Source organism: Pinirhizobacter soli, assembly GCF_015905305.1.
GTDB lineage: Bacteria > Pseudomonadota > Gammaproteobacteria > Xanthomonadales > Rhodanobacteraceae > Pinirhizobacter > Pinirhizobacter soli.
Map to the genome: position 1 here is coordinate 459,095 of NZ_JADZLQ010000003.1, position 18,415 is coordinate 477,509.

At 64.9% G+C, this 18,415-nt stretch carries 14 protein-coding genes; 6 read left to right on the forward strand and 8 right to left on the reverse strand.

From position 1 onward, the window contains the following. Position 1: 1 nt before the first annotated feature. Positions 2–988, reverse strand: coding sequence for an MBL fold metallo-hydrolase (locus NDK18_RS15375; RefSeq protein WP_250626295.1), 987 nt, complete (start codon positions 986–988; stop codon positions 2–4). A gap of 110 nt (positions 989–1,098) precedes the next feature. On the opposite strand from NDK18_RS15375, the gene NDK18_RS15380 reads away from it, so the two are divergent. Continuing rightward, positions 1,099–1,746 carry a hypothetical protein gene (locus NDK18_RS15380; protein ID WP_250626296.1) on the forward strand — a complete coding sequence of 216 codons (648 nt, stop codon included), beginning with the start codon at positions 1,099–1,101 and terminating at the stop codon, positions 1,744–1,746. On the opposite strand, the gene NDK18_RS15385 is transcribed toward NDK18_RS15380, so the two are convergent. From NDK18_RS15385 to NDK18_RS15395, 3 genes are all read right to left on the reverse strand, one after another. Then, positions 1,743–4,499 carry a putative bifunctional diguanylate cyclase/phosphodiesterase gene (locus tag NDK18_RS15385; protein WP_250626297.1) on the reverse strand — a complete coding sequence of 919 codons (2,757 nt, stop codon included), beginning with the start codon at positions 4,497–4,499 and terminating at the stop codon, positions 1,743–1,745. The genes NDK18_RS15380 and NDK18_RS15385 overlap by 4 nt on opposite strands. A gap of 60 nt (positions 4,500–4,559) precedes the next feature. Beyond that, positions 4,560–5,336 carry an iron-containing redox enzyme family protein gene (locus NDK18_RS15390; protein WP_250628273.1) on the reverse strand — a complete coding sequence of 259 codons (777 nt, stop codon included), beginning with the start codon at positions 5,334–5,336 and terminating at the stop codon, positions 4,560–4,562. Positions 5,337–5,641: 305 nt separating this feature from the next. After that, positions 5,642–6,748 (reverse strand): sterol desaturase family protein, encoded by a 1,107-nt coding sequence (locus tag NDK18_RS15395; protein WP_250626299.1) that lies wholly within the window; start codon positions 6,746–6,748, stop codon positions 5,642–5,644. 110 nt (positions 6,749–6,858) lie between these two features. Here NDK18_RS15395 and NDK18_RS15400 point away from each other — a divergent pair, with 110 nt between their 5' ends. Genes NDK18_RS15400 through NDK18_RS15410 form a run of 3 tightly spaced genes read left to right on the forward strand, consistent with a single transcriptional unit; the run spans position 6,859 to position 10,483 of the window. Next, on the forward strand, positions 6,859–7,251 hold the full coding sequence (locus NDK18_RS15400) for a BlaI/MecI/CopY family transcriptional regulator (RefSeq protein ID WP_250626300.1): 393 nt from the start codon (positions 6,859–6,861) through the stop codon (positions 7,249–7,251). Continuing rightward, positions 7,248–9,095, forward strand: a complete 1,848-nt coding sequence (locus NDK18_RS15405; protein WP_250628274.1) for a M56 family metallopeptidase — start codon at positions 7,248–7,250, stop codon at positions 9,093–9,095. Before NDK18_RS15400 ends, NDK18_RS15405 begins: the two co-directional genes overlap by 4 nt. A gap of 50 nt (positions 9,096–9,145) precedes the next feature. Further along, positions 9,146–10,483, forward strand: a complete 1,338-nt coding sequence (locus NDK18_RS15410) for a GGDEF domain-containing protein (protein WP_250628275.1) — start codon at positions 9,146–9,148, stop codon at positions 10,481–10,483. Positions 10,484–10,604: 121 nt separating this feature from the next. Here NDK18_RS15410 and phnD read toward each other — a convergent pair whose 3' ends face one another. After that, the gene (phnD, locus tag NDK18_RS15415; protein ID WP_250626303.1) at positions 10,605–11,639 is read right to left on the reverse strand and encodes a phosphate/phosphite/phosphonate ABC transporter substrate-binding protein; all 1,035 of its coding nucleotides are present in this window, start codon (positions 11,637–11,639) and stop codon (positions 10,605–10,607) included. Positions 11,640–12,011: 372 nt separating this feature from the next. Between phnD and NDK18_RS15420 the strand changes: the two genes are divergently transcribed. Further along, the gene (locus NDK18_RS15420; RefSeq protein ID WP_250628276.1) at positions 12,012–14,441 is read left to right on the forward strand and encodes a TonB-dependent receptor; all 2,430 of its coding nucleotides are present in this window, start codon (positions 12,012–12,014) and stop codon (positions 14,439–14,441) included. Between the two features lie 60 nt (positions 14,442–14,501). On the opposite strand, the gene NDK18_RS15425 is transcribed toward NDK18_RS15420, so the two are convergent. Next, positions 14,502–15,398, reverse strand: coding sequence for an SDR family oxidoreductase (locus tag NDK18_RS15425; protein ID WP_250628277.1), 897 nt, complete (start codon positions 15,396–15,398; stop codon positions 14,502–14,504). A 26-nt stretch (positions 15,399–15,424) separates the two neighbouring features. Beyond that, positions 15,425–16,165: an SDR family oxidoreductase gene (locus tag NDK18_RS15430; protein ID WP_250628278.1), complete on the reverse strand. Its 741-nt coding sequence runs from the start codon at positions 16,163–16,165 to the stop codon at positions 15,425–15,427. A 113-nt stretch (positions 16,166–16,278) separates the two neighbouring features. Between NDK18_RS15430 and NDK18_RS15435 the strand changes: the two genes are divergently transcribed. Further along, on the forward strand, positions 16,279–17,160 hold the full coding sequence (locus NDK18_RS15435) for a LysR family transcriptional regulator (protein ID WP_250628279.1): 882 nt from the start codon (positions 16,279–16,281) through the stop codon (positions 17,158–17,160). A gap of 13 nt (positions 17,161–17,173) precedes the next feature. Here the strand turns inward: NDK18_RS15435 and NDK18_RS15440 are convergent, their stop codons facing one another. Further along, the gene (locus tag NDK18_RS15440) at positions 17,174–18,385 is read right to left on the reverse strand and encodes a serine hydrolase domain-containing protein (protein ID WP_250626308.1); all 1,212 of its coding nucleotides are present in this window, start codon (positions 18,383–18,385) and stop codon (positions 17,174–17,176) included. Positions 18,386–18,415: the final 30 nt, after the last annotated feature.

An 18,415-nucleotide genomic window follows, 5' to 3' on the forward strand; every position in this document is an offset into this window, starting at 1 on the left:
GCTACTCCGGCACGCGCGCGCCGACCGGAATACACACGAAGGCCTCCTCGGCCACGCCTTGCTCACGCAACGCCGTGGCCAGCAAGGCCGGTGGTTCATCCAGCGGATCGTCTGCCAGTTCGAACACGCCCCAGTGAATGGCCAGCGATTTGCGCACGTTCGATTCGCGGTGAAGTTGCACCGCCTGCGCCGGATCGGTGTGCTGGCCCTGCATGAACCAGCGCGGGGAATAAGCGCCGATGGGCAGGGCGGCGAGGTCGATCGGCCCCAGGCGCTTGCCCACTTCGGCGAGGTTCGGCGAATAGCCGGTATCGCCGGCAAACCAGAAGGTGTAGCCACGGCGCTGCCATACCCAGCCGCCCCAAAGGCTGCGGTTGCGATCGCTTAAAGTGCGTGCGCTCCAATGGCGCGCAGGCACCAGGGTGAAGCGGCCGCCGTCGATATCGATGCCGTCCCACCAGTCCAGTTCCACCGCATGTTCGATGCCATGGCGGCGCATCCATGGGGCAAGGCCCAGCGGCACCACGAACACGCAGGCGGGAAACCGCCGCGCGATGCGTTTGACGCTGCGCGTATCGAGATGGTCGTAGTGGTTGTGGGAGATCATCACCACGTCGATGTGTGGAAGTTCGTCCACATGCACCGGCGCGGGCGTGCGGCGCGCAGGCCCGGCAAACGACAGCGGCGATGCACGATGGGAAAGCACCGGGTCCGTGATCACGGTTTGCCCGCCGCGTCGCAGCAGCACGCAGGCGTGGCCCAGCCACCAGGCACCGTCCCCTTCAGCGGGAATATCCGCCCGGGTCCACCACTGCTCCGCGAAGGCCGCATAGCCCGCCTGTGGTGGCTTGGGCAGTCCCTGCTCCTTGCGCTCACGCCGCCACCGCTGCAGGTCGCCCTTGGCACGCGTGTCGGTCTCCAGGTTCCGGAAGCCATCCGGGGTGTGGTGCGGCTTGGCCGGATCGAAGTACGGGTTGCGATAGGGCATGAGCGTTCCTTTATAACGTTGCATAGACCTGATGCCGGACATCGCGACTTTCAACGGTAAGAAATTGACCGTTAGACTTCGCAGGTATTTCGCCAGGAAGCACCACGTCCATGAAACGAACCATCATCACGGCCATGATGGCCACGGTGGTGGCCGCGGGGACCGCACACGCGGGCGGCAGCCTGTTCGTGGACGACTCGGGCGTCACGCCTGCGGGGCGCTGCCAGCTGGAGAGCTGGCTGCGAGCCTTTTCCGGTGGTGGCCGCGAGCTCACCCTGTCGCCTGCGTGTTCGGCCGGGCCGTTGGAGTTTTCCCTGGGCCTCACGCGCATCTCGCGGCCGGGCCAAAGCTTGCTCACCCCAGGCTTGAAGTGGCAGCTGCGCGACAACAGTAACGGCGGTTTCGGGCTGGCGGTGGCCACCACGGGCATCTACCAGCACGGCAAATTAAAACAAACCGACGTCTACGTCGCGCCGGCCTGGGCCCTGGGGGCCGACCAGCAATGGCAGATCTTCACCAACCTGGGCTTGTCACGCGACCGTGGCGAGAAATCGAAACTGGCCGGTGGTTTAGGGATGCAGTATTCGTTGTCCAAGGCCGTGGATCTGGTCGCCGAGCGTTACATCCGCAAGGGACGCGACGCTACCAACGAGGCGGGCATCAGTTTCAATTTCGGCAGCTCCGCCAGCATCGATCTGCTGGTCGGCAAGAACCGCACGGACCAGTGGTTCACCTTCGGCTACAACGTGGTGTTCTAGCTGCGCAGCGGCGGCACCAGGGTCAGCCGTGGTTGCGGCGCGGTGTTCACCGGCGACAACAGGCGCTCGATATTGGCCGCTGCCACCGGTCGCGAATACAGGTAGCCCTGGCCTTCCGCGCATCCGGCCTTCAGCAGGAAAGCATGCTGCGCATCGTTCTCGATGCCTTCGGCGATCGTGATCAGGCCCAGTGAGCCGGACATTGCGATCATCGCGGCGACGATGGCCACGTCGTTGCTGCTGTCGGGCAGGCCGCGCACGAAGGAACGGTCGATCTTGAGATAAGCCACCGCGGGAAGCTTCAGGTACGTGAGCGAGGAATAACCCGTGCCGAAGTCATCGATGGCCACGCCCACGCCCAGGTCGTGCAGCGCATGCATAGTGCGTTCGGTGTCCTCACCAAGCCGCAGCAGCGCGCCTTCGGTAATCTCCAGCAGCACGCGCGGCGCACTGAGCTGGCTGGCCGATAGTGCGTCGCGCACGCTCTCGACGAAATCCGGGTGGCCGAACCACGTGGCCGATACGTTCACGGCCACGCGGATCTGCGGCATGCGCGCGATGTCCCAACGACGGATCTGTGCACAGGCGGCGTGGATCACCCATTCGTCGATCTGGCGGATCAACCCCAGGGTCTCGGCAATGGGAATGAACTCATCGGGCATCACCAGCCCACGCTCGGGATGCTGCCAGCGCAGCAGGGCTTCCACTGCCACCACGCGCCCGGTGCGCAGTTCCACCGACGGCTGGTACACCAGGTAGAACTCTTCCCGGTGCAGGGCCTGGCGAAGTTCGGCTGCCAGTTCCAGCCGGCGGCGTGCATCGGCGTGCATGCGCGGGGTGTAGAAGCGCAGCGCGTTGCGCTCTTCGGTCTTGGCCGCGTACATCGCGGCGTCCGCGTTGGCGATCAGCGCCGTCGGTTCGCTGCCGTCCAGCGGGAAACCGGCAATGCCGATGCTGGCGGAAAGGAAGATCTCGTAATCGCCCACCATGAAGCGCTCGGCGAGCGCGGTAAGCAGGCGGCGGCCGAGGTCGCCGGCTTCCTCGCGTGTCTTCAGGCCACTCATCAGCACGGTGAATTCATCGCCGCCGATACGGCCGGCCATGTCCGTCGGTGAAAGTTCCTTGCGGATGCGATCGGCTACTTTCTGCAACAGGCGATCGCCCACGGCGTGGCTGTAGCTGTCGTTCACCGCCTTGAAGGCATCCAGGTCGATGAACATCACCACCGCGGCGCCGCGCTCGCGCGTGGCGGTGCTGATGGCGTGGCCGCAGCGCAGTTCAAACTCCGCACGATTGGCAAGCCCGGTCAGCGGGTCGTGCGTGGCCATGTGTTCCAGGCGGCGCTGGTCGGCCTTGTTGGTGGTGATGTCGGTAAACACCGCTACATAGCGCTGGATCTGGTCTTCCGCATCACGGATGGTGCTGATCGACAGCCATTCGGGATACGTGCTGCCATCCTGCCGGCGGCTGAGCACTTCACCCGTCCAGTGGCCGTCCGCTTCGATGCGGGCCCACATCGAGGATGGCAGTTCACGGCCGTCGGGCTGGCGTCGCAGGTCGTCGAAGCGCTGCCCCATCAAGGAGCCTGCGTCGAAACCGGTCAGGCCCGTCTGCGCGGCATTCACCGCCGTGATCCGGCGTTGCGCATCGGCGATCACCACGCCTTCGGCGATCGAGCCCAGGGCTTCGGCAGCGATGCGGCGCTCCTGCTCCATCGCCAAGCGTTCGGATATGTCGCGGATGATGGCCTGGCGAACCGGCCGGCCGCCCCAGGTGACCAGGTTGCCGTGCAGCTCCACCGGGCGCAGTTCGCCGCGCGCGCCCAGCAGCGTGCCGGTGAGCTTGCCTTCGGCCGGGGTTTGGTCGGCGCCGGGGATGAAAAGGGCATCAAAGCGTTTGCCGAGCAGGGCCTGCCGGGTCTGGCCCGTCCATCCGGCGGCGGTCTCGTTCACTTCCAGGATGGTGCCGCGGGCCTCATCCACCATCACGATGCCGTCGGCGGCGCTGCCGAAGAGCAGGCCGAAGCGTTCTTCGGTGCCGCGGATGCCGGCCATGATGCGGCGGGCCATGCCCAGCCAGAACAACGAAGCCAGCGCCGCCACGCCTACCACGGCGGCGAACAGCACCTTGCCAAGCCATGAGGCGCCATTGGCTATTTCCACGGAGAACAGGTTGCTGCGTGGTTCGATGAAGTCGTTGAGTTGTTCGATGCGCTGGCGGTAAAGCAGGGCCTGCTCGCCTGTCACGCTGCCATCGTGCCACTGGTGTTCGAGGTCGTCGGCCATGCCGTCGAGTTCGTCCACCGTGCTGTCGGTGGAACGCCACGCCGTCATCGCTTCCTTGATGTACGGCGCGCTGTCGAAGTACTGCAGGATGAAAATCATCCCCGGGATGGCCTCTTCGATCACGCCGGCGTCGCTGAATGCCTTGGCCACGGCGGCATGATCGAACGTGCCGCTGGCGATCTGGTCGCGGGCGAATCGGTCGTGGTCCAGTACCGCGTGGTTCTGCCGATAGGCGATCAGCAAGTTGCGGTCGCCGTTGGCGGCGTAGGCCGCCAGGTCGATCACCGACTGCTTCTGCGCCTTCGACCAGACGCTCTCGCCGTTAAGGAACCCGGCGAGAGTGACCTGGATCTGGAGCGCGCCGTAGGTCAAGGCCAGGATAAGCACCACCACGGCCACGAGCGCGTACGCCAGGGGGCGTAAGCGACGCGACAGCGAATTTTGCGGTGCAACCACCTGGACGCTCACGGCGCCTCCCTTCCATCAAGCGCCGGCCCATGCCAGCGCATTCTTCTACAGCCGCCACGGTCAGGCCGCGACGTCGCTCAGGGTAGCCAGCCTGGCGCGTGCATCCAGGCAACGGTCGAGCGTGACACGCATGCTGACATAGCTGCGCCGGATGCATTCACCGACGTGTTCCACCATATCGGCAGGGGGTGCCATTCCCATTAGCGTGCAAACGATCTCCAGCGCCTCCCATGGATGGGTATCGTCATAAGCGGCGTGAAGCTGAAGCCAACGCAGGCTGGCCTTTCGGCCGGTTTCCGGCAAACTTTCGGCGTAGGCCTGGCTTTCGTAGATCAGCTGCGACCAGTCACCGGTGGCCCCTTCCACCGCATAGTTGGTGGCGGCGATGCCCGCGGCCAGGTTGTCGTTTTTGCTGACTTCCTCGCACCAGTCGGCCAGGCTCTGGCTGCCCTTGGGCAGGTTTCCTTCCAGTACTTCGTGGCGGGCCACACCCGCGCCGTCGGACCAGTTCAGCCAGTACTCGGCATGGTTCTGCTCCACGCGGATGTTCCGGACCAGCCAGCGGCGGGCCAGGTTGTCGCCTCCGCTGCGGCCAAAACGGGTCTTGAGCAGGTTGTGCGACATGTAGCCGGGGAAGCGCTCGATCACCGGCCACACGCCCACCATGAAGTTGCGGGTGGACACCGCATCCAGCTCGCCTTCCTTCATCAGCTGGAAAAGCTCATGGTCGAGCACGCTTTGCCGGTCCTGGGCACACGAGGCGACCATATCCTGCGCCCACTGGGGGTAGCTGGAGAGTTCGGTCAGGGGGCCGGTACGTTCGAAAGCTACATTCATGGGTGAATCTCCTGGAGAGGTTGCCTTGGGGTATGCGCCGTCACGCGGCAAGCCGCTGGCCTTGCGGGCCTGGGGCCTTGCCGCCCCGGGCTGGCGCTGCCCGGGGAAAGAATTCAGGGATCAGCACGCCGCGGTGCTCGCCCAATGGCGACACCGGTGCTGGGTAGTGGATCCCCCTGTTTTGATGCGGCGACCGCGACGCGGCGCCCTGCGGCATCAATCTATCAAGGAGTGAAAACGTTTGCTGCTGTTTTTTTGACGGACGTCAAAAAAATGACTTCACAAAGGAATTAAGGCCGTCAGCCTCAGGCGAGGGCATCGGACCGGGTAGCCGGAGCGGCCACAGGCTCCGGCAAGGCTGCCGTGGCGGGGCGCGCGGCATGCAGCTGGCGCAGGTCCAGCAAGGCCACCGGCACGGGCCGCAGGTTGTCGTCGAAGGCCACCTCGCCCAGGCGCCAGCCGGCCCGGCAGGTGAAGGCACCCCAGAACCGGCGCAGGGTCCACCACTGCATCATCACCAGCCCCCGGCCGTTGTCGGCATCGACGTGGGGGTCACCCACGCCGGTGGGGCGCACCGGCTCCCCGTACAGCGAGGTGCCGAACAATACGTCCCAGAGGGAAAATACCTGGCCGAAATTGCAGTTGTGAAGACCGGGCCGGTCGGGGTCGACCACCATGTGGTGCAGCCGGTGGAACACCGGCGCTACGAAGACCCGGTCCAGTACCCGCCCAAAGCCGATGCGCACGTTGGTGTGGGAGAAGTTCTGCACCAGCTCGCCCAGCAGCATCAGCACGGCGAACTGCGAGGCATCCACGCCCAAGGCCAGGCCCACCAGGGCCAGCACGATCGATTGCAGGCCGCCATCGAGATAGTTGCCGCGATCATTCGTCCAGCAGCTCATCTGCCGCTGGCTGTGATGCATGCTGTGCAGCGCCCACCACCAGGGGATGGCGTGCTGGGCGCGGTGCATCCAGTAATAGGTGAAATCGTAGGCGATGTAATACACCGCGAACGCGGCGTACGGATGGCTGGCGAACCACGGCACCCAGACGGTAAGGCCGTACGCAGGCGGGCCGGAGGCGTCACTGCCGCCGCCCAGCAGATTGGCGAACGGGGTGAGCACCAGGAAGCTGAAGAGCGGGAAGATACCGCCGAGCATCAGCAAGGTATAGGTGCGATCGATACGGGTGAGCTTGCGGTCTTCCCAGCGCTCGGCGCTGAACCAGGTTTCCAGCGGCCGCATGACGAAGGCGATCAAACACACCTGCAGCACGGCGATCATCGCCGCCTCGGCGATATCCCGCGGGTCCCCCGCGCTGCTGCCGACGTGCGTGAAGGCGAGCGCCGGCTCCACCACATGCACTGCCAGCCATGCGGCGATGCCGTTCCAGAGTGTCGCGATCGACGTCATTGTCCCCAAAGCCTAGGCACCAAATCTTTCAGGTGCCTTTGGCCGGAAGGCACTTGACTACAGGTGTAGTCAGGGATTAGCGTGACTACACCTGTAGTCAGGAGCCGGCCATGCAACAGCGAAAGACCATCGGCGAGCGCGAACTTGCCTTGCTCAGCCACGTCGACGAACGCGGCGGGGCCACCGTTGCCGATGTCGTGAACGGTTTCGGCGAGCCCCAGGGCCTGGCCCGTTCCACGGTGTTGACCATGATGGAACGCCTTCGCGAGAAGGGCTTCCTCGGCCGCCGCCGCGTGCACGGGGTTTATCGCTACAGCACCACGTCGGGCCCGGTGGAGGTGATGCGCGGCGCGGTGGATAACTTCGTGCGCACGCAACTGCAGGGCTCGGTGTCGCCCTTCGTGGCATGGATGAGCGAACGCGGCGAAGTAAGCCGGGACGAACTGGCCGAACTCGAGGCGCTGGTGAACAAGCTGCGCACGAAAACGGGAGGCGACGCATGAACACGTTCGACGATGTCGCCCGCGAGATACTGCTTCGACTGGGTTGGACATCCGCCCAGGCAGTGGTTTTGGTGGGCCTGGTATGGATGGTCGGCCGTTTCGGCCCGCGGTTGCCGGCGGCCGTACGTTGCCACCTGTGGTGGCTGTCGGGCCTGCAACTGTTGCTGGGCCTGTGCCTGCCGGTACCGGTGGAACTGGCCTGGCTGGCCGCGCCGGAGGCTGTGGCCAGCACGGCTACGTTGACGCTGGCGCCGCTGGCAAGTTCTGCACCCCTGGTACTGCCGGAGCCTTCATCACCCCTGCCCTGGGCATTGGCCGTGGCCGTCGCATGGTTCGCCATCGTGGCCTGGCAACTCGGGCGGCTCATCGCCGGATGGCTGGCCATGCGCAGGGTGGTGGCCGCCTGCGAGCCCGTTCGCGACGAAGCCACGCTCGCCATGGCCCGCCACGCCGCCTCGGCAATCGGCCTTGCCCGCGTTCCCGCGCTTCGCGTGGGGCCTTCGATCGAAGCGCCGCACGTGGTCGGCGGCCTGGCGATCGGCGCGTTGCGCCCGGTGGTGCTGCTGCCGCCCGCCGGCGTGCTCTCGGCCAACGAACTGGCCATGGCGCTCGGTCATGAGTTCGCGCACGTGCGTCGTGCCGACCTCTGGCTCGGCTGGATCCCCGAACTGGGCCGGCGCCTCTTCTTCTTCCATCCGCTGGTCCACCTGGCCACGGCCGAATATTCCCTGGCCAGGGAGGCCGCCTGCGATGCGCGCGTAGTCGATGCCGACGCCGCCCCCGAAGGTTACGCGCGCCTGTTGTTGCGCCTGGGCGTATCGCACACACACGCGGCGGGCCTTGGCACCGCCTCCACCACTTACAAGAATCTCAAGAGGAGACTCCTCATGCTCCAGGACACAGCTTCACGTCCGGCGCGCCGCGCGCTGGGTTGGGCCATCGTCACCGTGATCGCCGCCACGCTGGTGCTTCCCTACCGGGTGACGGCACGGACGGCAGATCCGTCCACGACGCTTGTACCGGTCGTCGCCATGGCCCTGGTGCAGGAGACGCCGTCACCCGCGCCCACGCCGGCGGTTGAGCCCACGCCGGCGATACAGACCACACCCATGACGCCTGCCGCACGCGCCACCCCGGCAGCGAGGGCCATCCCCCGGGTGCCAGCGCCCCCGCCGCCCCCGCTGCCCCCGCTGCCGCCGCCGCCCGAGGCTCCCGCGCCACCTCCGCCGCCGCCCCCGCCGCCGCCTCCGCCGCCGCCGCCGGTTTCAGGTGGCCTGGTTTCCACTGACTCCACCGTCACCCTCAATGCCGGCACGCCTCATACGGCATACGCGGTGTTCGACCACGGCACGTCGATCATGAGCGGCAACCAGCGGGACCTCACGGACGCCCAAAGCGTGCGCGGGCAGGGCGAGCCGGTGGTCTGGATCCGCCAGGAAGGCAAGATCTACGTAAGCCACGATCCGAAGGTGATCGCCAGCATCGGCGACGCGCTCGCCCCGGTTCGGAAGATCGGTGACAAGCAGTCGGCATTGGGCGATCAGCAATCCAAGCTCGGCGAACAACAGTCCCAGCTTGGCGAGCAGCAGGCTCATCTAGGCATGCAGCAGGCGAACCTCGCCACCGGCGGCCAGCCAGACACTGCGAAAATGAAGGAGCTGTCCGAGCAAATGAAAGTACTGTCCGAACGCATGCGTCCACTGTCCGAACAACAGAGTGCGTTGGGTCAGAAACAGACCCAGTTGGGCCAGCAGCAACGCCAGGCGCAGGTCAAGGCGGAGAGCCAGGTGCGGCAGGCTATCGACGAAGCCATCCGCTCTGGCGCAGCCCAGCCCGCAAGCTAGGCCAATGCATCGTATATTTCCCCCGCACGGGACAACCGTCGGGGGAACTCTTGGAACCAGATCACTTCGAGCGCAAGTACCATCTCGCCCTTGAGCGGATGGAGCGCGAGGAAGCTTCTTTCCGCCAGCTGGAGGAACAGCTGCGCCGCATTGCCAGCCGCTTGCTGCTGCTGGCCCGTGGCCGGGATGACGCGCTCGATGGCCTGCTTGAGCGCGTGACCGATGCGGTACGCCGTTCCAGTGCCGGTGCGGGCCTGGCGCCGCTGGTGGATGAACTGGGCGACGCGGTAGCGCGGCTCGACGGCACGCCGCGTCCTGCCAGCAGCACGGGGCCGGCGATCGGTCCGCCATGGCCTGAAGCCCTGCGTGAAACCTTGCTTCGCGTGGTGCTGATTCCTTCGCTGGCCGAAGAGGCGGTGGACATTCGCGCACGGCTGGCGGCGACAGCGGTGGACGATGAGGCCGCCATGCCGATGCTGGCCGAAGCCGTGGCGAACCTGGTCAACCGCCAGCGCGACAGCCTGCGCGCCGACATCGACAACCTGCAGGCCTTGCTCGAACAGGTAAGCGGCCGGCTGGAGGAAATGACCCATTTCCTCGAGATGGGCATGAAAGAGCAGTCGCAGGATCTGGCCGAAGGCGAGGCGTTGGACACGACCGTCCGCGACGAAATGGCGTTGTTGAACCAGACCGCACGCGATGCCACCAGCCTTGCCGACCTGCAGGAACAGGTGAGTTCGCGCCTCACCCTGATCGACCACCACTTCCGCGAGTACCGCGAACGCCAGGATGCCCGCGCCGAGGAATTCCGTGCACGCAGCGCCAGCATGCAAGGACGCCTGATGGAGCTGGAAACCCAGGCCCTGCGGCTGCAGGAATCGTTGGCACGCGAACACGAGCTGGCATTGACCGACCCGCTTACCGCCATGCCCAACCGCCTGGCCTACGAGCGCCATGTGGACGAAATACATCGCCGCTGGCAGGGCGAACGCCAGCATGTATGTGTGGCGGCGTTCGATATCGACCATTTCAAGGCCATCAACGACAACTATGGCCACGCCGCGGGTGATGCGGTACTGCGCATCGTGGGCAAGGCGTTGACCGCCCACGCCGCGGGCCGCTATTTCATCGCCCGTTACGGCGGTGAGGAATTCGCAGCCGTCTTCGACGACATGGAACAAGGCGAGGCGCTGCTCGTGGCCGAGGATCTCTGCCGCATCGTGGCAGCCCTGGGCTTCCACGCCAGCAAACGCCCGATCACGGTAACCATGTCCGGCGGCATCACCTGCTTCCAGATGCCCGATACGCCCGCGGCCGCTTTTGAACGCGCGGACCGGGCCCTCTACGAGGCCAAGCGGGCGGGGCGCAACCGCTGCGTGGTGGTCTAGGCCGGCTGAACGATCCGGCAAAGTCGATCAGGCCGCTGTCCGCTTTCGTCAAAGGGCGTGCAGAAACCTGCGGATGTGCCCATAGACTGGAATCCCGCGAGGTTGCCGACCCCGGGATTACTTACGGAGAGCCTTTGCGCACGGACGCGCCCTTCTGGCCGGGTCCTTGCGGGATCTGCGCCGGCGCATCCAGGGCCTGCAACGCCTTGCGATAATCACCGTCCACCTGCTTCAGACGCGCCTGGCGCGCGGCATCGTTTACCCAGCGGCCGTGTTCGGCCTGCTGGTAGGCAAGGGTGTAATCCATGTCCACGAAGGGCTTCAGCGCGCGGTTGTCGGCGGGCACGAAATGCGCGAGGTCGGGAATGCGCGAGAGGTTTGCCCGTTCGCGTTCACCGGCGGCATCGGCCTGCTTGCCGTAGTTGCGCATCAAAGCCACCAGTTGGTCTTGCAGGGGCTCATCCATCGCATCACGCACCACCAGCACGCCCGCGGGGATGAGTGTCGAGCGCCAGATCACCCGCAACTGCGCCGCCTCGCGCGGAAAGTGCCGGGTGAAGAGGTCCAGGTCAGGGTTGTTGCCGGTGGCGACGTCCACTTCCCGGTTTACCACCGCCAGTGCGTTGTCCTGGTGGTTGCCTACGCGCACACTCGAGAAAAACGTGTCCGAATTGATCCCGTGCGGGGCGAACAGCTGCGCCTCGGGGGCCACGTAACCAGTGACCGACAGGGGTTCGCCGCGCGCGTAGCGCCAGCGCCCCGGATTAGCCAGGAGGCTGTCGACGTCCTGGATGGGCGATGACGCGCGGACGATCAGCAGCGCATAGTTGCCGGTGACGCCATCGTCGCGGACGAACTGCGCCACCACGTGCATGTGCTGGCGCGAGACCGCTTCCACGGCCAGCCGGCCGGAGACGAAGGCGACGTCGACGTTGCCCGCTGCCATGGCATTGGACAGGCCCTGATAGCTGGACACGGATACCGACGACACCGGATGGCCCAGCCGCCTGGCGATGTCATCGAGCAGGGGCGCCCATTGCGCGCGCGATTCGGCGGCACTGCCGATGGGCAAGATGCCGAAACGGATCGGGATGGGATCGGGCGCGGAGGTGGCGTCCAGCCACGCCGGAAGGCAGGCGATCAACAGCATCGCCATCTTCGATAAGATTCTTCGCCACGACTGCCCCGACCCAGCAGGTGGCCGCGCTGCCGTCGCGGTCATGCCTTCGATTCCTTCGTCAATCACTTGTGTATAGCCGCGATGAGGCGCTGGCGCAAACCGAAACATGGACGCGCCGTTTAGTAGATGTAAAGACACTGTAAAGAACCCGCCTTATCGTGCTAACTTCATCACGCAATGGCGACACGCTCACAGGGGAGTGGTCGCCGCGCAATTAAATACGAATTTCGCAACAAGTTGCCTGACCTAGCCGGTTGGGCTTTTTTGTGCCTTGGGAAAGCGTTTTTCCTTGCGACCGCGTCGAAATAACTTGCCACGTCTTAGCTCACCGGAAAGACAAATAAAACCATGAATAGAAACCGCCTTTACCTCGTCATTGCAGCCACCCTTTTCGCCGGGTCCGCCCTGGCCCAGTCGGCCGACCAGCAGTCGACCGACACCAAGTCCCCGCCGACCCGCAGCAGCGTGTCGACCACGTCGAATACGACCACCTCGAACGACACCCAGAGGGCGCAGCAGCTGCAGTCGGTGACCGTGACCGCGCACGCGGCGACCATGGCCAGCGGCCTGATGTCCGTACAGACGGCCCCCAAGGCGGTATCCACGATCAGCCGTGAGGCCATCGTCAAGGCTTCGCCGGGCGCGAACTTCACCCAGCTGATCCAGAGCATCCCGGGCGTAAATTCCTCCACGGATGACGTGACGGGCCTGAACGACGGCAATTACTCGATCCGCGGTTTCACTGGCGACGAAATCGGCGCCTCGGTGAACGGCGCGCCGATCAACGACTCAGGTTCCTACCGCGTGTACGCCACCGAATACGGCGACTCGGAGAACATGGGCGACATCACCGTGCTGCAGGGCATCCCTGATGTGGACATGCCCGATTCCGGCGCCGCCGGCGGCCATATCGCCTGGACCACGATCGATCCCACCCACACCGCTGGCGTGGACTTCGTGCAGTCGGTCGGCTCCAACGACTACCGCCGCACCTTCTTCCGCCTGAACACCGGCGACCTGGGCCCGACGCGTTCGTGGATTTCCTGGTCGGACAACTCCGATGACAAGTGGCGCGGCGAAGGCAAAGCCAAGGTGACCAAGGTCGACGCCAAGACGGTGTGGACGATTGACGACAACAACTCGATCACCGGTTCCCTGCAGTACAACCGCGAAGTGAAGTACCTGTACTTCGGCCCGACCAAGGCGAACGTGGCCCAGCACGGCTACCACTACGATTACGACGAAACCTACAAGCCGGGTTCGCTCGACACCAACTTCTGGCAGCTGCATGCCAACCCGTTCACCAGCCTGATGGCCAGCGCGGATGGCGAGTTCACCTTCAGTGACAGCCTGCACCTGTCGGTGGTGCCGTACTTCCAGTATGGCGACGGCGGTTCGGGCACCGGCAACAGCTTCTTTGCCGAGAGCACCTCGACCAAGCCGTCGTTCGAATCGGCCAACCAGGATCTGAACCAGGACGGCGCGATCGTCACCGGCCCGAACGGCAAGAAGGCCCTGGCTTACGGCTTCAGCAGCTCCACCACCTATCGTCCGGGCGTGATCGCCAAGTTCAACCAGGACCTGTCCGAGACCAACGCGCTGGAATACGGCGTGTGGTACGAGCGCACGCGCCAGGAGCAGGGCGAGGCCTTCAGCCTTGCCGACTACAACACCGGTGCGCCGATCAACAAGTGGGGCGATTCGGACTTCATCGTCTATCCCAATGGCGAGGCGCAAAAGCAGTACGACGAATTCACGCTGACGGAAACGAAGAAGGCTTTCGCCACCGACACCTGGACGCCGAACGACTACTGGACCTTCACCGCTGGCGCGTCCTACATGCACGTGGAGCGCTCGGGCTTCGCCTATGAGTTCCCGGGTTCGTTCTTCAACACCTCGCCCAAGTTCAGCCAGATCGGCAGCGACGGCCTGGATTACAACTTCCACAAGTTCCTGCCCACGGCCGGCATCAAGTTCGCACCCGACGCGAACAGCCAGATCTTCTACGGCATCGGCAAGACCTTCCGCGTGCCGCCGAACACCGCGGTATTCCTGAACACGGTGACCGGCCGCGCCGCCAACAAGCCCGAATCGGCCTGGAACAACGACCTGGGCTACCGCTACTACACCGACAACTTCGCCGGCAGCGTGATGCTGTACCGCTCGAACTTCAACAACAAGCAGGAGTCGGGCTTCGACCAGTTCACCGGCGAAACCTTCTACACCGAAATTCCCAAGGTGAAGATGCAGGGCGTGGACGGCGAAGCCACCTGGCGCTTTGCCGACCACTGGAGCCTGTACGGTTCGTACACCTACACGCAGTCGAAGATCGAGTCGGACCTCAACACCGGCGACGACGGCATCTTCCCGGTGAAGGGCAAGGACCTGTACAACACGCCGCGCAACCTCGGCTATGCCGCGCTCAGCTACGACGACAGCTCGTTCTGGGCCACGCTTTCGGCCAAGTCGCACAGCTCGTTCTACGGTGACTACATGAACACCGAGAAGGCCGGCGGTTACACCACGCTGGGCCTGGCGGCCGGCTTCCGCTTCGCCGACTTCGAAACCTGGTTCCGCAAGCCGTACGTCAAGATCAACCTGGACAACCTCACCGACCACAAGGCGTTCACCAACGCCAACAACGGTACGTCGTTCCTGGCGTCCAACCCGACCAAGGAAACCGATGTGAACGGCAAGGTGCTGTTCGCCTCGGCGCCGTACTACTCGCTGCTGGAGCCACGCACCATCATGGTGACGGTGGGCGCTTCGTTCTTCTGATCGAAACCTCTGCAAGTGCAATACCTGAAAGGGGAGCCGGTTCGCCGGCTCCCCTTTTCTTTAGGCGATACGCGGCGAGAGCAGGTCCTGAAGGCCGATGCGCCAGAACAGTTCCGCGCGCACCCGGTCGGCCACGCCGTTGACCACTTCGGCGCCGTCCTGCGAAGGGTCGATATGCGTGCGGAAGGGACGTTTGCCGAACGGCAGGCCCACCACGCGGACGATCTCGGTGGCGACGCTCGCCGCGTCCGCATCGGCCGGCTCCAGGCTTGCCAGTCCCTTCAATGCCTGCTCGGACACGCCGGCATACGGGCCACTATCGTATTCGGCCACGCGCGCCTGGTCGGCGGGTTTTCCCGAGTGTGCGAAATGGTTGGTGCCTTTGGTGAACGCGCCGGGCACGATGATGGAAGTTTCGATGCCCCAGCGGGTAAGTTCACTGGCGTAGCTCACCGCCACCGAATCCATCGCGGCCTTGGCGGCGAAGTAGGGCGCCAGGTACGGCGGCGTGCCGCCACGCGTGCTGCTGGAAGATACCCATACCATCAGGCCCTTGCCCTGCTTGCGCAGCTGCGGAAGAGCGGCGCGGTTCACCCGCTGGGTGCTGAGCACATTCACGTCGAAGAGTTCGGCGTATTGCTCGGGGGTAAAGGCTTCGGCCGGGCCGAAGGACATGTGGCCTGCGTTATGGACGATCACATCCAGATGGCCATGCTCGGCAATGATGCTGGCGATGCCCTGGTCGACGGATGCGTCGGAGGCGACGTCCAGTTCCACGCTGCGCAGGTCTACGCCGTGCTCGCGGGCGTAGTCGGCCGCGGCCTTGACCTGCGGTGCATTGCGGCCGACGGTTTCGCGCATGCCTGCGTAGACGGTGTGGCCGGCGTCGGCGAGTGCGCGGGCGGTGAGGGCGCCGAAGCCGCTGGACGCGCCAGTGATGACGATGACGTTTTTCATGATGGCATTCCTCTATGGAAGATGAGTCAGATGATTCCGCCGTTGGCGCGCAGTACCTGGCCGTTGATCCACGAACCATCGGCGCCGGCCAGGAAGGCAACGGTGTTGGCGATGTCGGCGGGCTGGCCCAGGCGCTCAAGCGGGGCGAGCTTGGACAGGCGGTCGATCAGTTCGGCGCTTTTACCATCGAGGAAAAGATCCGTGGCAGTGGGGCCCGGGGCCACGGCGTTCACCGTGATATTGCGACCCCGGAGCTCGCCGGCCAGGACATGGGTGAGAGCTTCCACACCCGCTTTGGTGGCGGCGTACACACCGTAGGTGGGTTGGTACAGGCCCACGACGGAGCTTGAAAAATTGACGATGCGGCCGCCGTCGCGCAGTCGCGTCGCGGCTTCGCGCATGGTGTTGATGCTGCCCTTGAGGTTCACCGCCAGCAGGCGGTCGATGGCTTCGTCGGTAACCTCGGCGACCTTGGCCAGCGACATGATGCCGGCGTTGTTCACCAGCACGTCGATACCGCCGAAGGCGGACTCGGCTGCATCGAACATGCGCCGTACTTCTGCCGCATTGCTTACATCGGCCTGGGCCGCCAGGGCCTTCCCGCCGGCTTGCTCGATCTGGCGTACCAGTGCTTCGGCGGGAGCGGCGTTGCCGGAATAGTTGACGATGACGGTGAAGCCGTCGGCGGCCAGGCGGGTGGCGATGGCGGCGCCGATGCCGCGGGAAGCGCCGGTGACCAGGGCAACCTTGCTGTGGGTGGTGTTCATGGGTGTCTCCTCGTGTCGATGCCAGCGGTTGCCGGCGTGGGAGACACTTTCCTCTTTTCCCCACCAGGAATAATCTGCTTGAAACAGCCAATACCATTCCATCAGGACGAACAATGGACCGCCTGGAAGTCATGCACCTGTTCACCCGGATCGTGGAGCGGCAGAGCTTCACCCTGGCCGCGCTGGACATGGATATCCCGCGCTCCACCGCGACCCAGGCGATCAAGGCGCTGGAGAAGCGGCTGGGCGTACGCCTGCTGCAACGGACCACGCGCCACGTACGGGCCACGCTGGATGGCGAGGCCTACCACCGCCGCTGCCTGGCGATCCTGGCGGAGGTCGAGGAAGCCGATGCCGTGTTCACCGATGCCAGGCCGCGCGGGCAGTTGCGTATCGATGTCCATGGCGTGATGGCGCGGCATTTCCTCATGCCCGCCTTGCCTTCCTTCCTTGCCGAATATCCCGACCTGCAGCTGCACATCGGGGAAGGCGATCGCCTGGTCGACCTGGTGCGCGAAGGCGTGGACTGCGTGCTGCGCGCCGGCCGCCTGCACGACAGCGCCATGGTGGGCCGGCAAGTGTGCGAGCTCGACGAAGTGACCGTGGCAAGTCCTGCCTACCTGGAACGGCACGGCATACCGCTTGGCATCGACGACCTCGACGGCCATCAGGTGGTCGGCTTCGTCTCCACCGCCACCGGTGCGGTCATGCCGCTGGAGTTCACCATCGACGGCGCCTTGCGTGAGATACGCCTTCCCGCGACGGTCACGGTGGTGGGCGCCGAAACCTATGCCGCAGCCTGCAAGCTGGGCCTGGGCCTGGCGCAGATGCCGCGCTATCACGTGGCCGGCGCGTTGGCGGCAGGCTCGCTGGTGGAAGTACTGCCCCGGTTTCCACCGTCACCGACGCCGGTGTCGGTGCTCTATCCCCATAGCCGTCAATTGTCGCCGCGTGTGCGGGTGTTCATCGACTGGATCACCAAGCGCTTTGCTTAAGCAAGCCCCCGGCTCACGGCAACCGGGTGCACGGTGCGAACGGTTCCTTGCGCCAGTCCGGATGGTCGTAGGGGATGTAACTGTTCCAATAGAACGGGAAGCAGGTTTTCCCAAGCACCGCTTCGACCATCGCCGGGAATATCGATTCGCCGTTGGAACTGTTGCTGAGCAGCAGTACGCAGTTGCGCGACCGCACAACGCACAGCATGAGGTTGTTGGCACCGTCATCGTGGCCTTCCTTGAAGAAGGCAGGTCCTTCAGGGGATTCAAAACGCCCGACGCCCCAGGCGTAGCCCAGGCCGATGCCGTCGTTATCCGTGGTGTCGGGCATGCCCATGGTGGGGAATTGCTGCAGCGAGTGGATGCGTATCGAGGGCGCCAGCCACGCCTTGTACGCCGCGGGTGACAGGCCATCGCCGCGCACCATGGCGGCAGCGAGGTTCGCGTAGTCGTGCAGGGTGGTATCCATGGAACCGGCGGCCCGCACGCTGCCTCGCTGCTTGTGGCCCAGCGCCTTGCCGTTCTCGTCGTAGCCAATGGCCACGTTGCCGCTGAAGTCGTCGCGCCACGTCAGCGAGGTGCGTGGCATGTCGAAGGGAGTGAACAACCGGTCGTGCATCAGGGTGGCCACGTCCATGCCCTTGCCTTCTTCCAGCACGAACTGCATAAGGTTGATGCCTTCGCCTGAATAGGCAAAGCGGGTGCCGGGGTCGAAATAGAACATCAGCTTGCCGTTGGGGTCGTAGTCCTTGCCTGGTTGCAGGTAGCGGAAATTGGCAAAACCAGTGGTGTGATTTAGCAGGATGCGCGGGGTGAGCTTCCGCCAGCGCTCGTCTCCGGCAAGGTCGGCGTATTTCTCGTAGGAGGGAAGCGGCTTGGGCAGCATGCCGGCGATGGATGCGTCGGGGGCCAGCTTGCCCTCATCGACCAGGCCCATGACGGCATAAGCAAAGGCGGCCTTGGTGAGCGAGGCGCCGTAGATCACGGTATCGGCCTGCATGGGCAACTGCTGCGCGACATCGCGCATGCCATAGCCCTTGAGGTAAACCACGCGCCCGTCGCGGATCACCGCCAGGCCAAGGCCGGTCACGCGGGCGTCGTGCATCAGCTGGGTGGCCCTGGCATCGAGCGCTGCGCGATCGATGTCGTGAGCAGGAGTCGTGGCGCCGTGGTGCACGCAGCCGGCAAGCATGGTGAGCATCACGAACGAAACGAATCCGCGCATTGCGTTTCCCCTCGAGGTTCCCCGACGCCG

What these genes read in the sequence shown, in the direction of transcription:
- NDK18_RS15375 (WP_250626295.1), bottom strand. Translation starts at nt 988, where the DNA reads ATGCCCTATCGCAACCCGTACTTCGATCCGGCCAAGCCGCACCACACC.
- NDK18_RS15380 (WP_250626296.1), top strand. Translation starts at nt 1,099, where the DNA reads ATGAAACGAACCATCATCACGGCCATGATGGCCACGGTGGTGGCCGCG.
- NDK18_RS15390 (WP_250628273.1), bottom strand. Translation starts at nt 5,336, where the DNA reads ATGAATGTAGCTTTCGAACGTACCGGCCCCCTGACCGAACTCTCCAGC.
- NDK18_RS15395 (WP_250626299.1), bottom strand. Translation starts at nt 6,748, where the DNA reads ATGACGTCGATCGCGACACTCTGGAACGGCATCGCCGCATGGCTGGCA.
- NDK18_RS15400 (WP_250626300.1), top strand. Translation starts at nt 6,859, where the DNA reads ATGCAACAGCGAAAGACCATCGGCGAGCGCGAACTTGCCTTGCTCAGC.
- NDK18_RS15405 (WP_250628274.1), top strand. Translation starts at nt 7,248, where the DNA reads ATGAACACGTTCGACGATGTCGCCCGCGAGATACTGCTTCGACTGGGT.
- phnD (WP_250626303.1), bottom strand. Translation starts at nt 11,639, where the DNA reads ATGGCGATGCTGTTGATCGCCTGCCTTCCGGCGTGGCTGGACGCCACC.
- NDK18_RS15420 (WP_250628276.1), top strand. Translation starts at nt 12,012, where the DNA reads ATGAATAGAAACCGCCTTTACCTCGTCATTGCAGCCACCCTTTTCGCC.
- NDK18_RS15425 (WP_250628277.1), bottom strand. Translation starts at nt 15,398, where the DNA reads ATGAAAAACGTCATCGTCATCACTGGCGCGTCCAGCGGCTTCGGCGCC.
- NDK18_RS15430 (WP_250628278.1), bottom strand. Translation starts at nt 16,165, where the DNA reads ATGAACACCACCCACAGCAAGGTTGCCCTGGTCACCGGCGCTTCCCGC.
- NDK18_RS15435 (WP_250628279.1), top strand. Translation starts at nt 16,279, where the DNA reads ATGGACCGCCTGGAAGTCATGCACCTGTTCACCCGGATCGTGGAGCGG.
- NDK18_RS15440 (WP_250626308.1), bottom strand. Translation starts at nt 18,385, where the DNA reads ATGCGCGGATTCGTTTCGTTCGTGATGCTCACCATGCTTGCCGGCTGC.